General features: G+C 72.8%; 7 protein-coding genes. 5 read left to right on the top strand and 2 right to left on the bottom strand.

The features are described from left to right. Positions 1-13: 13 nt before the first annotated feature. The gene (locus tag PGH47_RS28075; protein WP_271665707.1) at positions 14-2,836 is read right to left on the bottom strand and encodes a lysylphosphatidylglycerol synthase domain-containing protein; all 2,823 of its coding nucleotides are present in this window, start codon (positions 2,834-2,836) and stop codon (positions 14-16) included. A 186-nt stretch (positions 2,837-3,022) separates the two neighbouring features. Between PGH47_RS28075 and PGH47_RS28080 the strand changes: the two genes are divergently transcribed. From PGH47_RS28080 to nudC, 5 genes are all read left to right on the top strand, one after another. After that, positions 3,023-3,451 carry an MGMT family protein gene (locus PGH47_RS28080; protein WP_271665708.1) on the top strand — a complete coding sequence of 143 codons (429 nt, stop codon included), beginning with the start codon at positions 3,023-3,025 and terminating at the stop codon, positions 3,449-3,451. A gap of 311 nt (positions 3,452-3,762) precedes the next feature. Beyond that, positions 3,763-7,278: an ATP-dependent helicase gene (locus PGH47_RS28085; RefSeq protein ID WP_271665709.1), complete on the top strand. Its 3,516-nt coding sequence runs from the start codon at positions 3,763-3,765 to the stop codon at positions 7,276-7,278. 114 nt (positions 7,279-7,392) lie between these two features. Further along, entirely contained in the window at positions 7,393-10,872 is a 3,480-nt protein-coding gene (locus PGH47_RS28090; RefSeq protein WP_271665710.1) for an ATP-dependent helicase, read from the top strand. Between the two features lie 10 nt (positions 10,873-10,882). Next, entirely contained in the window at positions 10,883-12,286 is a 1,404-nt protein-coding gene (locus tag PGH47_RS28095) for a dipeptidase (RefSeq protein WP_271665711.1), read from the top strand. A gap of 156 nt (positions 12,287-12,442) precedes the next feature. Next, entirely contained in the window at positions 12,443-13,387 is a 945-nt protein-coding gene (nudC, locus tag PGH47_RS28100; RefSeq protein WP_271665712.1) for an NAD(+) diphosphatase, read from the top strand. A gap of 91 nt (positions 13,388-13,478) precedes the next feature. On the opposite strand, the gene PGH47_RS28105 is transcribed toward nudC, so the two are convergent. Further along, positions 13,479-13,721: a mycoredoxin gene (locus tag PGH47_RS28105; RefSeq protein ID WP_030947039.1), complete on the bottom strand. Its 243-nt coding sequence runs from the start codon at positions 13,719-13,721 to the stop codon at positions 13,479-13,481. Between the last annotated feature and the right edge of the window lie 21 nt (positions 13,722-13,742).

Consider the following 13,742-nt stretch of genomic DNA (forward strand, 5'->3'; position numbering starts at 1 on the left):
CGCCCCTCTCGCGCTACAGCGCGCCCTTACGGCTCAGGTGGTTGAAGGCCAGCCAGCCCGGCAGGACCGGCAGCCACAGGGTCAGCAGACGGAACAGCAGCACCGCGGGCGCGGCGACCTCGCTGGGCAGGCCCACAGCGATCAGACCGACGGTCAGGGTCGCCTCCACCGCGCCCACACCGCCCGGGGTCGGGGCGGCGGAGCCGAGCGCGTTGCCCGCGAGGAAGACGACCGCGACGCTGGCGATGCTGAGCGAGGTTCCCTCGCTGCCGAACGCCCGGATCGAAGCGTCCAGGCACATCACGAAGCAGGCCGTCAGCAGCAGCATGCCGCCGATGCCGGTGACCAGCTTCTGCGGCCGCTGGAGCACGTCGAGCATGCGCGGCACGACACCCGCGAAGAGCGACCTCACGCGCGTGACGACGAACTTCCGCAGGAACGGCACCGAGGTCACCACGAGCACCAGCACCGCCACCGTCAGCAGACCGGCGATGACGGTCCGGGACGGTGACAGCGACGGCGTCTTCTCGGTACCGGTCAGATAGCCGAAGGACAGCAGCATCAGGATGTGGCAGCCGAGCCCGAACAGCTGCGAGGCGCCGACACTCGCCACCGCGAGCCCCGGCCGCACTCCCGCGCGCTGGAGGAAGCGTGTGTTCAGGGCGACGCCGCCGACCGCGGCCGGCGCGACGATCTTCACGAACGACCCGGCGACCTGCGCCGCAACGGTCCGCCGGAACGGCACCCGCTCGGGCACGAACCCCAGCAGCGCCATGGCCGCCGCGAAGTAGCTGGCCGCCGAGAACAGCACCGCCGCGGCCACCCAGCCCCACTGGGCGTTGGCGACGAGCGGGCCGAACTCGATGTGCGTGAGCTGCGTCAGCAGGAAGTACGCGCCGATGGCACCGGCGATGACGCTGATCAGTGTGCGCGGACGCACCCGCTCCAGGCGGGCCGGCTCGACCGGAGCCTGCGGCCTGATGCGCAGCACCTCGTGCCGGATCTGCGTGAGGAGATCCTCCTCGCGCGCCTCCTCCACGGCGTCGTCGATGGCCCGCTTCTCGGCCCGCGCCTCCGCCCGCACGGTCTTCTTGTCCGGCTTGTCGAGCTTCGCGTCCGGCTTGTCGAGTACGACCTCGCTGTCGCCCGCGGCCTCCTCGTTACGGGCCAGCTTGGCCTGTCGGGATGCCTCCAGCACCGCCTCGCGCTCACGCTGCGCCCGCTCACGGGCGAGCCGGCGCAGCGTCGCGCGCGTGGAGCGGCTCAGCGCGATGGGCTGGAGCATCGGCAGACAGTCGGCGACGGCGTCGGGGCCGAGCACGCTCACCGCCGAGGACACCGCGCGCTCGGCGCCGACGCGCAGGCCGAGCGTGACCAGCAGCTGGGAGATGTCCATCCGCAGCAGCAGAGTGTTCGTCGCGATCTCACCGATCCGCAGATCTGTGATGATCACTTTGCCGGAACGATCCACCAGAATCGCGTCGCCGACGAGCCTGCGATGCGCGATCCGCCGTGACTGCAACGCCTTGACCTGGCGCCAGGTGCCCTGCAGCAGGTCGTCGGTGATCTCTTCGTCCGACAGCGAGTCCAGGGTGTGCCCGCCGGTGTGCTCGTAGACCAGCATCACGGCGTCCGGGCCGAGCTCGGAGGTGGCGATCAGCTTGGGGGCGTTCGCACCGGCCGCGATGGCCGCGTAGGCGAGCAGGGCCTCCTGCTCCAGGGCCTGGCGCAGCGACTGGAGGCTGCTGCGGGTGGCGAAGCCGCGCAGCGTCAGATTGCGCCACGCGCGATAGAAGAAGCCCTGGGCCTGCTGCTCCCGGTCGACGACCGTCACGTCCAGCGGCGGGCCGTCCTCCAGGGTGACGAAGTAGCGCCGGCCGCGGTCGGTGGTCTCCTGGGTCTCGGAGAGCTCCTCGCGGGCCGCGCTCACCGGACGGAAGCCGACGTGCCTGAGGCCCGCCATGAGCGTCCGGCCGGTGGGGCGGACGTTGGGGGAGCCGACCGCGTACAGCGTGCCGTAGGCGACGGTCCAGCCGATCAGCAGCGTCAGGAGGATCGAGAACGGCGTGGTGTAGCCGGTGACCAGCATGGAGAAGGCGTACAGGACCAGGACGGCCCACAGCACCGCACGCCAGCGGGGTCTGCGGGACATGCCCACGGCCGTCATGTACGCGATGACCGGGGCGAGATAACCGTGCACCGGGTCGGTGAGGGAGCCGACGTCGCCGGGCGAGGGCTGGGTGAGGGCGTCCCGGATGGAGTCCGGGGCGGCCCGCGCGACCCACAGGTCCGTGGCGAGTGTCACTCCGTGGGCGAGGACCGCGGCAAGGACGCCGTCGGCGATGCGCAGCCCGTCCCGCTTGATCAGCCGCTCGATCGCGAAGGCGACCGGCACCAGCAGGATCGCGATGCTGGAGACCAGCCCGGCCATCTTGCTGAAGACGTCGGGCGCCTGTCCGGTGCCCTTGTTGATGTCCTGCTCGAGTCCCGAGGTCGTGCCATGTGCGAACGCCGCGATCGCGAGGAGCAACGCGATGCCGAGCAGGCCCACCAGGAGCCGCATCAGGTCCGAGGGACGGTGCACGCGCGCGGGGAGAAGCGGTTCGTCGCCCTCGACCTCGTCGGCGTGCACCTCGTCGAGTTCCAGGTCGTCGGCGGCCTTCCCTTCGACGGCCTTGCGGCCGGCGTCGCCTGGGTCGGTGCCCTTGCCTGTCTCGCGCTTCTTGTCTTCGTCGCTGCCGGCGGCGTCCTTCTTGCCGGCGTTCGCGGTGTCGGGGCGCGACGAAGCGTCAGAGGTGCTCTCCGCGTCCTCCGGGTGCACACCCTGCTGCTTCATCGTCTCTTCTTGATCTCGTATCACCAGTCACCGCCCGCACGATGGTGGCATGCTCCACCGACACACGGGGGCATCAGGGTGCAAATGCGGGGGCGCACAGTCTGCCCGAAGCGCCGCCGCAGGGCGAGGGATACGCACAGTGGCGAGCGAGTCACATTGTCGGTGCCGTGCGGCAGGATGGGGCGGATGAGCGAGGAGAGCCTTCCGGACGACGCCCGCCCGGCCCAAGACGACGCCCGTCCGGAGTACACCGATGCCGGCCCGGAGCACGCCGGTGAGCTGCCGGAGTACGCCGAGCGGGTCCTCGAGGTCAGCGAGCTGATCCCGCCGGGGCGAGTCATGACGTACGGAGACGTCGCCGAATGGCTGGAAGAGGGCGGTCCCCGGCAGGTCGGCCGGGTGATGGCCCTCTATGGGGGAGCGGTGCCCTGGTGGCGCGTGGTCCGCTCGGACGGTGTCCTGCTGCCCGGCCACGAGCTCAGAGCCCTGGAGCAGTACCGCGCGGAGGGCACTCCCCTCAAGGAGGCGAGCAGGGCCGCCGAGGGCCACGTGCCGCGCCTGGACATGAAGCGGGCGCGGTGGGACGGCGGCGAACGCGCACAGGGTCACACCTGACAGCTTCCGACATCGCGGCGCCCGCCGTGTGAGCCGTGATCCGTAAGGGGGAAACAGGGCACGTCCGTGACATGACGTACGTTCGTGAGGCGAGGGACACACGTGACACGAGTGGCCTGAGGGATGAATCGGAAGCCCTGCTTCCGCACCATCCCGCGGCGTAGCGTCGGCTGCGCGTGTCCCCCTCACCCCGCAGTCACCGCCCTGCACACGCGCGGGGCGGCCCACCCGGCACCCGACCACCAGCCCCCGACGACGGCGCTTCGCGCCGGCAGTGACAACCTGCACTCCCACCAGGACCGGCGAACCACGTGAGCTCCTCTTTCTCCACCAGGCGCCTGTCGCACCCCCAGGTGCGACAGGGGACCCGCGGCGCTTACCGGCTGGTACGTACCCCTGCGGTCCGCGTGGCTCCCCCTCGTCTTGACGCCGCACAGCGCGCCGTGGTTGACCACGACATCGGCCCGATGCTCGTCCTCGCAGGTCCGGGCACCGGCAAGACCACCACGCTCGTCGAGTCGGTGGCGGCGCGCATCGCCCGTGGCGGGGACCCCGAGCGCATCCTGGTGTTGACGTTCAGCCGCAAGGCCGCCGTCGAACTGCGGGACCGTATGGCGCTGCGCATAGGGGCGGCACGGGCGCCGCAGGCGACCACCTTCCACTCGTTCTGCTACGCCCTCGTCCGCGCCCACCAGGACAGCGACCTGTTCACGGAACCGCTGCGGCTGCTGTCCGGCCCCGAGCAGGACGTGACCGTACGAGGGCTGCTCGCGGGCCAGCCCGACCTGGAGCGGCTCGGACTCGCCCATGTGCGCTGGCCGGACGACCTGCGCGCCTGCCTGACCACCCGTGGCTTCGCCGACGAGGTCCGCGCGGTCCTCGCCCGCAGCCGCGAGCTGGGCCTCGCGCCCGACGCCCTGGACGCCTTCGCCCGCCGCATCGGCCGCCCCGACTGGCGCGCCGCGGCAGCCTTCCTCGCCGAGTACCTGGACGTGCTCGACATGCAGGGCGTGCTCGACTACGCCGAACTGGTCCACCGCGCGGTGCTCCTCGCCCGCCGCCCCGAGACCGCGGCACGACTGTCCGCGCAGTACGACGCCGTGTACGTCGACGAGTACCAGGACACCGATCCGGCGCAGGTACGGCTGCTGCACGCGCTCGCCGGCGACGGCCGCAGCCTGGTCGCGTTCGGCGACCCCGACCAGTCGATCTACACGTTCCGGGGGGCCGACGTGAACGGCATCCTGGACTTCCCGCACGCCTTCCCGCACGCGGACGGCCACCCCGCGCCCGTCGAGGTCCTGCGCACCTCCCGCCGCTCCGGCGCCGGCCTGCTGGCCGCGACCCGGCTGCTGACCCAGCGCATGCCCCTGACCCGCCTCCCGGCGGAGAAGGTACGCGCCCACCGCGAACTCACCCCGGTCCGCGAGGGCGGCCGCGTCGAGGTCTTCACCTACCCGACGCCCGGCACCGAGCTGGACAACATCGCCGACATTCTGCGCCGCGCCCACCTTGAGGACGGCGTGCCCTGGGGCGAGATGGCAGTACTGGTGCGCGCGGGGTCGCGCACCATCCCGACGGTGCGCCGGGCGCTCACGGCCGCGGGGGTGCCCCTGGACATCGACGGCGACGACCTGCCGTTGCGGCACGAGCCCGCGGTGGCACCGCTGTTGACGGCGTTGCGGGCGGTGGCCAGGGCGGAGGCGGCCCCGCGTGGCGGCGGCGGCGACGATGCTGATGCCGCGACGGATGCAGCCTCCGACGGTGAGGGGGACGCCGGCTCTGTGGCGTCGGCCGGCGATGCGGCGGACGCGGGCGGCTCCGCGGCACAGGCTCCCGAAGAGGTGACGGAAGCGGGCGGCTCCGCGGCACAGGCTCCCGAAGAGGTGACGGAAGCGGGCGGCTCCGCTGCACACGCCCCCGAAGAGCCCGCCCCGGACGCCTGCTGGCTCGACACCGAGACCGCCCTCACCCTGCTCGCCTCCCCGCTCGCCGGGATGGACGCCGCCGACCTCCGCCGGCTCGGCCGTGCTCTGCGCGAGGAGGAGCGGGCCGCGGGCAACGCCCTGCCGCCGCCCTCGGACGACCTGCTCGCGCGGGCGCTGGCCGAGCCGGAGCGGCTGGCGGTGCACGACCCCACGTACGCGCGTGGCGCCCAGCGGCTCGGCGCACTGCTCCGCAGGGCCCGTGAACGCCTCGCGGGCGGCGGTACGGCCGAGGAGGCGCTGTGGGACCTGTGGGAGGGCGCGCCGTGGCCCGCGCGCCTGGAGCGCACCGCCCGACGCGGCGGCGCCGCCGGTCGCAACGCCGACCGTGACCTGGACGCCATGTGCGCACTGTTCGCGACAGCCGCCCGCGCGGAGGAGCGCACCGGCGGTCGCGGTGCGCTGAACTTCCTGGAGGAGATCGACGCCGAGGACATCGCCGCCGACACCCTCACGCGGCGTGCCGTACGCCCCGACGCCGTACGCCTGATGACCGCGCACCGCTCCAAGGGCCTCGAATGGCGCCTGGTCGTCGTCGCGGGCGTCCAGGAGGGCCTGTGGCCGGACCTGCGCCGCCGCGGCTCCCTCCTGGAGGCCGACCGCATCGGCCGCGACGGACTCGCCGAGCCGCTCACCCCGGGGGCGCTGCTCGCGGAGGAGCGCCGTCTGTTCTACGTCGCCGCCACACGCGCGCGTGAGCGCCTGGTCGTCACAGCGGTGAAGGGCGCGGCCGACGACGGCGACCAGCCCTCCCGCTTCCTGACCGAACTCGGCGTGGAACCGAGGGACGTCACGGGCCGCCCCCGCCGCCCACTGTCCGTCGCCGCGCTCGTCGCGGAACTGAGGGCGACGACGGTCGACCCGCGCGCCTCCGACGCCCTCAGGGAGGCCGCCGCGCGCCGGCTGGCCAGGCTGGCGGCGCTCGCCGACGAGGACGGCCGCCCGCTGGTCCCCGCCGCCCACCCGTACCGCTGGTGGGGCATGTTCGAGCCGACCGAGTCCAAGGTGCCGCTGCGCAACCGGGACCAGCCCGTCGTGCTCTCGGGCAGTGCCCTCGACCAGCTCGCCAACACCTGCGCCCTCCAGTGGTTCCTGGGTCGCGAGGTGAAGGCCGACGCGCCCGCCACCGTCGCCCAGGGCTTCGGCAACGTCGTGCACGTCCTCGCCGACGAGGTCGCCTCCGGCCACACCCCGGCCGACCTCGACGTCCTCATGGAGCGCCTCGACTCCGTGTGGAACGCGCTGGCCTTCGACGCGCCGTGGAAGTCGGCTCAGGAGAAGGGCAACGCGCGCGTGGCGCTCGAACGCTTCCTGCAGTGGCACGTGATGGACCGCGCGGGCCGTACCCCGGTGGCGAGCGAGCACGACTTCGACGTGACCCTGGAGGCAGGGGACTTCGAGGTGCGCATCCGCGGCCAGATGGACCGCGTCGAGGCCGACGGCGACGGACGCGCCTACGTGGTCGACTTCAAGACCGGCAAGCAGGCCCCCAGCGCGGCCGAGGTGGCCCGGCACCCGCAGCTCGCCGTCTACCAGCTCGCCGTCCGCGAGGGCGCCGTCGACGACGCCTTCGACGGCGCGCGCCCCGAGCCGGGCGGCGCCGAACTCGTCCAGCTGCGTCAGGGCGCCGCCAAGCGCGACGGCGGCGAGACCCTGCCCAAGGTGCAGGGACAACAGCCCCTGGACGGCCCCGAGGGGGAGTGGGTCGGCGACCTGCTCGCCACCGCGGCGGGCAAGGTCCTCGACGAACGGTTCGCACCCAGTACGGGACAACACTGTGCACACTGCGCGTTCCGGGCGTCGTGCAGTGCGCGGCCCGAAGGGCGGCACGTGGTGGAGTGACGCATCGTCAGCATCCGGAGTGATCGATCACACCACCCGTGCTGACCTGTGCTTCTTCCGGCCCGGAGGCCGGACCGGCACCGAGTGTCAGTGCCCGCCGCTAGCCTTCCTGGAGTGTCCGCCCGTATCACCGATCCCGATCAGCTCAAGGAGCTCCTCGGCATCCCGTTCACCCCGGAGCAGACGGCCTGCATCACCGCGCCGCCCGCCCCGCAGGTGATCGTGGCCGGAGCCGGGTCGGGCAAGACGACGGTGATGGCGGCCCGCGTGGTGTGGCTGGTAGGCACCGGCCAGGTCGCCCCCGAGCAGGTCCTCGGCCTGACCTTCACCAACAAGGCCGCCGGTGAACTCGCCGAGCGCGTCCGCAAGGCACTCGTCAAGGCAGGCGTCACCGACCCGGACGTCATCGACCCCGACAACCCGCCAGGCGAGCCGGTGATCTCCACCTACCACGCCTTCGCCGGCCGCCTGCTGACCGATCACGGCCTGCGCATCGGACTCGAACCGACCTCCCGGCTGCTCGCCGACGCCACCCGCTACCAGCTCGCCGCGCGCGTGCTGCGCGAGGCCCCGGGCCCCTACCCGGCCCTCACCCGCTCCTTCGCCGACCTCGTCAGCGACCTCCTCAACCTCGACGCCGAACTCGCCGAGCACCTCGTACGGCCCGAGAAGCTGCGCGCGCACGACGCCGAGCTGCTGCTCACCCTCCAGTCCGCCAAGCTCACCAACGCCGACCTGCGCAAGGTCCCCGAAGCCGCCGCCGCACGCCGTGAACTCGCCGACCTCGTGGTCCGCTACCGCGCCGCCAAACGCGAACGCGATCTGCTCGACTTCGGCGACCAGATCGCCCTGTCGGCACAGCTCTCCGCCATCCCCGAAGTGGGCCGAGTCCTGCGCGACGAGTTCCGCGTGGTCCTCCTGGACGAGTACCAGGACACCTCCGTCGCCCAACGCGTACTCCTGGCGGGCCTGTTCGGCGACGGCACCGGCCACCCCGTGACGGCCGTCGGCGACCCCTGCCAGGCGATCTACGGCTGGCGCGGCGCCTCCGTCGCCAACCTCGACGACTTCCCCGAGCACTTCGCCCACGCCGACGGCCACCCCGCCACCCGCCAGGCCCTCAGCGAGAACCGCCGCAGCGGCGGACGCCTCCTCGACCTCGCCAACGGCCTCGCGGAGCCCCTGCGCGCCATGCACGCGGGCGTGGAGGCCCTGCGCCCGGCACCCGGCGCCGAACGCGACGGCATCGTCCGCTGCGCTCTCCTGCCCACCCACGCCGAGGAGATCGACTGGATCGCCGACTCCGTCGCCCACCTCGTCAACACGGGCAAGGCACCCGGCGAGATCGCCGTCCTGTGCCGTACGGCGACCGACTTCGCCGAGATCCAGGGCGCGCTCGTCGCCCGCGACGTCCCCGTCGAGGTGGTCGGCCTGTCCGGGCTGCTCCACCTGCCCGAGATCGCCGACCTGGTCGCCGTCTGCGAGGTCCTCCAGGACCCGGGCGCCAACGCCTCCCTGGTCCGCCTGCTGAGCGGCCCCCGCTGGCGCATCGGCCCCCGAGACCTCGCTCTGCTGGGCCGCCGGGCGCGCACGCTGGTGTCGCACGCGCGCGTGGACGGCGACGACGACCCCGACCGGCGGCTCGCCGAGGCCGTCGAGGGGGTCGACCCCGCCGAGGTCATCTCGCTCGCGGACGCCCTCGACACGTTCCTGGAGACGCCGCTGGACGGCGACGGGGACGACGACGGTCTGCCCTTCTCGCCGGACGCGCGCGTGCGGTTCGCCCGACTCGCCACCGAACTGCGCGACCTGCGCCGCTCCCTGTCCGACCCGCTCATGGACGTCCTGCACCGAGTCCTCGCCGTCACCGGCCTGGAGGTCGAGCTGTCGGCCTCCCCGCACGCGCTGGCCGCCCGCCGCCGCGAGACCCTGTCCAACTTCCTCGACATCGCCGCCTCCTTCGCGGCCGGTGACAACGAGGCGAGCCTGCTCGCCTTCCTCGGCTTCCTGCGCACCGCCGCCCAGTACGAGAAGGGCCTCGACAACGCCCTCCCCGGCGGCGAGAACACCGTCAAGGTGCTCACCGCGCACAAGTCCAAGGGCCTGGAATGGGACGTCGTCGCCGTCCCCGGCCTGGTCACCGGCACCTTCCCCAGCACCCAGGGCCGCGAGAAGTGGACCGCGCAGGCCAAGGTGCTCCCGCACGAACTGCGCGGCGACACCGACACCCTCCCCGACGTCGCCTCCTGGGACTCCCGTGGCCTGAAGGCCTTCCAGGAGGCCATGAAGGACCACCAGCACACCGAGGAACTCCGCCTCGGCTACGTCACCTTCACCCGCCCCCGCTCCCTGCTCCTCGGCTCCGGCCACTGGTGGGGCCCCACCCAGAAGAAACCCCGCGGCCCCTCCGACTTCCTGCAAGCCCTGTACGACCACTGCGTCGCCGGCCACGGCGAGATCGAGGCGTGGGCGGACGAACCCGCCGAGGACGAGGAGAACCCGGCCCTGCACAGGGAGAGCGCCGACCAGCTGTGGCCCCTGCCCCTCGACACGGCAGCCCTGACCCGCCGCCGCGCGGCCGCCGAGACGGTCCTGGCCCACCTGGAGACCCTGGCTTCCCACGAGGACGGCCACCCCGCCGCGACCCACGATCCCGACGCCTACGACGACCCGGACTGGCCCCCGCCACCGGACGACGACGAGGCGTTCGCCGACGATCCGCACGACGAGGAGCCCGAGGACCCCGACGACTGGGACTCCTGGACCACCGACCGCCCCACCCCGGCCATCCCGCACCAGGCGCCACCCCCGGAGCCCGCCGGCCGCCCCCACCCCGCACAGCCGGCCCCCATCACCCCCGAGGAGGCCCGCACCCTCGCCTCCTGGGACCGCGACCTCGACGCCCTCACCGGCGAGCTCCTGCGCGCCCGCACGAGCGTCACGGACGTACCCCTGCCCGCGTCACTGACCGCGTCCCAGCTGCTGCGCCTGGCCGCCGACCCGGACGGGTTCGCACAGGAACTCGCGCGCCCCATGCCGCGCCCCCCACAACCCGCCGCACGTCGGGGCACCCGATTCCACGCCTGGGTCGAAGCCCGCTTCGAGGAACTGACGCTGCCCATGCTGGAGCCGGACGACCTCCCCGGCACCGAGGCCGAGATCGCCGACGAGCGTGACCTGGAAGCTCTCAAGGACGCCTTCGAACGCACCGAGTACGCCCACCGCACGCCCCACCGCGTCGAGGCCCCCTTCCAGCTCGCGATCGCCGGCCGCGTCGTACGGGGCCGCATCGACGCCGTCTACCGGACCGGCGACGGCGAGGGGGCGACGTACGAGATCGTCGACTGGAAGACCAACCGCACCCGCACCGCCGACCCGCTCCAGCTCGCCCTGTACCGGCTCGCCTGGGCCGAGCAGCAGGGCGTACCCCTGGAGTCCGTCGACGCCGCGTTCCTGTACGTCCGCACCGGCGAGGTCGTACGCCCGGACGACCTCCCGGGCCGTGAGGCCCTGGAGCGACTGCTCGGCGAAGAGCCCGTCGCCGAGGTGAACTGTGAGGAACCGCCCAACCAGGATGTCGGTGCGGGCCGATAGGCTCGTGACCATGAGCCAGACCCCGGACAGCGCCGTCCGCACGTACATCGAGCAGCACCGTGCCGCCTTCCTCGACGACCTCGCCGAATGGCTGCGCATCCCCTCCGTGTCGGCCCAGCCCGACCACGCGCCCGACGTACGCCGCAGCGCCGACTGGCTCGCCGCCAAGCTCAAGGAGACCGGCTTCCCGACCACCGAGGTCTGGCCCACGCCGGGCGCCCCGGCCGTCTTCGCCGAGTGGCCCTCGGACGACCCCGAAGCGCCCACGGTCCTGGTCTACGGCCACCACGACGTGCAGCCCGCCGCCCGCGAGGACGGCTGGGACAGCGAGCCCTTCGAGCCCGTCGTCCGCGAAGGGCGCCTCTACGCGCGCGGGGCAGCCGACGACAAGGGCCAGGTGTTCTTCCACACACTCGGCGTCCGCACCCACCTCGCCACCACCGGCCGCACCACCCCCGCCGTCAACCTCAAGCTGCTCGTCGAGGGTGAGGAGGAGTCCGGCTCCCCGCACTTCCGAGCCCTCGTCGAGGAGCACGCAGAGCGGCTCGCGGCCGACGCCGTGATCGTGTCCGACACCGGCATGTGGGCCGAGGACACCCCCACCGTGTGCACCGGCATGCGCGGCCTCGCCGAGTGCGAGATCCGGCTCCACGGCCCCGACCAGGACATCCACTCCGGCTCCTTCGGCGGCGCCGTCCCCAACCCGGCGACCGCCGCCGCCCGCCTGGTCGCCGCCCTGCACGACGAGCACGCACGCGTGGCGATCCCCGGCTTCTACGACGGCGTCGTCGAGCTGACCGACCGCGAGCGCGAACTCTTCGCCGAGCTGCCCTTCGACGAGGCGCGCTGGCTGCGCACCGCCAAGTCCCACGCCACCCACGGCGAGGCCGGCCTCACGACCCTGGAGCGCATCTGGGCCCGCCCGACCGCCGAGGTCAACGGCATCGGCGGCGGCTACCAGGGCCCCGGCAGCAAGACGATCATCCCCTCCTCAGCGATGGTGAAGCTCTCCTTCCGGCTCGTCGCCGGACAGGACCCCGAACACATCGAGAAGGCCGTCCGCGCCTGGGCCACCGACCAGGTGCCCGCGGGCATCCGCAGCGAGATCGCCTTCACCGGCGCCACGCGCCCGTGCCTGACGCCCCTGGACCACCCGGCCCTCCAGTCCGTCGTACGCGCCATGGGCCGCGCCTTCGAAGGCCCCGTCCGCTTCACCCGCGAAGGCGGCTCCGGACCGGCCGCCGACCTCCAGGACGTCCTCGCCGCACCCGTGCTCTTCCTCGGCATCTCCGTCCCCTCCGACGGCTGGCACGCCCCGAACGAGAAGGTCGAGCTGGACCTGCTCCTCAAGGGCGTCGAGACCACCGCCTACCTGTGGGGCGACCTCGCCGCCAACTGGCGCCATGAGCCCTGAGCCACCGGGCCCGTCCGGAGAGGCATCGGGCGCGGGGCACACTGGAGACGCCGCCCCGCACAGCCCCGCCCTGCCGCGACCGGTCACCTCCTGTCCCACGTCCCGCCGATCCGCCCACCGAAGCACACCGTTCCACTGGGGGAGTTGGAAGCACCCGTGACCACCTGGACCGACCACACCGCCGACCGACCCATCTCGCTCACCGCCCCGAGCGGCGTCGACCGAGCCGCCCACCACCGGCTCGACGAGGCCTGGCTCGCGGCAGCGTGGAGCCACCCCACAACCCGCTGCTTCGTGGTCTCCGGCGGCCAGGTCCTCATCGACGAGACGCCGGACGGGCGCACCGAACTCGTCATGACCCCCTCCTTCGAGGCCCCCCTCACCGAGGCACACCGCTACTTCCTCGGCATCGACGAGGACGGCGTCAGCTATTTCGCCCTCCAGAAGGACGCCCTGCCCGGCCGCATCGACCAGTCGGCGCGCGCGGCCGGCCTGCGCGAGGCGGGCCTGCTGCTGTCACCGCGCGACACGGGCCTGATGGTGCACGCCGTCGGCCTGGAGAACTGGCAGCGCACCCACCGCTTCTGCTCCCGCTGCGGAGAGCGCACCGTGATCGCCGCGGCCGGCCACATCCGCCGCTGCCCCGCCTGCGGCGCCGAGCACTACCCCCGCACCGACCCCGCCGTGATCATGGCCGTCACCGACGAAGACGACCGCATCCTCCTCGGCCGCCAGGTCCACTGGCCCGAGGGCCGCTTCTCCACGCTCGCCGGCTTCGTCGAGCCCGGCGAGTCCATCGAGCAGGCCGTGCGCCGTGAGGTCTTCGAGGAGGCCGGCATCACCGTCGGCCAGGTCGAGTACGTCGCCAGCCAGCCCTGGCCCTTCCCGTCCAGCCTCATGCTCGGCTTCATGGCCCACGCCACCACCACCGACGTCGAGGTCGACGGCGACGAGATCCACGAGGCCCGCTGGTTCTCACGCGAGGAACTGCGCGTCGCCTTCGAGGCCGGCGAGGTCCTGCCGCCCTACGGCATCTCCATCGCGGCCCGCCTGATCGAGCTCTGGTACGGCAAGCCACTGCCGACGAGGAACTTCGTCTGAGACGACCCTCGCCAGCGCCACGCGGACAGCACGAAGGCGGCCCCTGAAGCGCCTCAGGGACCGCCTTCCGAGGACCGCACCGAGGGTGCGGTCAGGCGCTGATCTTCTGCTTGACCTGAGCCAGCGACGGGTTCGTCATCGTCGAACCGTCCGCGAAAAGCACGGTCGGGACCGTCTGGTTTCCGCCATTCGCCTTCTCGACGAAAGACGCGGACTCGGGGTCCTGCTCGATGTTGATCTCCGTGTACGCGATGCCCTCGCGGTCCAGCTGCTTCTTCAGCCGCTGGCAGTAGCCGCACCAGGTGGTGCTGTACATCGTCACAGTGCCCTGCATGTCTCGCGCGCTCCTCTGATA

Source organism: Streptomyces sp. HUAS 31 (genome assembly GCF_028198125.1).
GTDB classification, from domain to species: Bacteria; Actinomycetota; Actinomycetes; order Streptomycetales; family Streptomycetaceae; genus Streptomyces; species Streptomyces chartreusis.

What these genes read in the sequence shown, in the direction of transcription:
- PGH47_RS28095 (WP_271665711.1), top strand. Translation starts at nt 10,883, where the DNA reads ATGAGCCAGACCCCGGACAGCGCCGTCCGCACGTACATCGAGCAGCAC.
- PGH47_RS28105 (WP_030947039.1), bottom strand. Translation starts at nt 13,721, where the DNA reads ATGCAGGGCACTGTGACGATGTACAGCACCACCTGGTGCGGCTACTGC.
- PGH47_RS28080 (WP_271665708.1), top strand. Translation starts at nt 3,023, where the DNA reads ATGAGCGAGGAGAGCCTTCCGGACGACGCCCGCCCGGCCCAAGACGAC.
- PGH47_RS28075 (WP_271665707.1), bottom strand. Translation starts at nt 2,836, where the DNA reads ATGAAGCAGCAGGGTGTGCACCCGGAGGACGCGGAGAGCACCTCTGAC.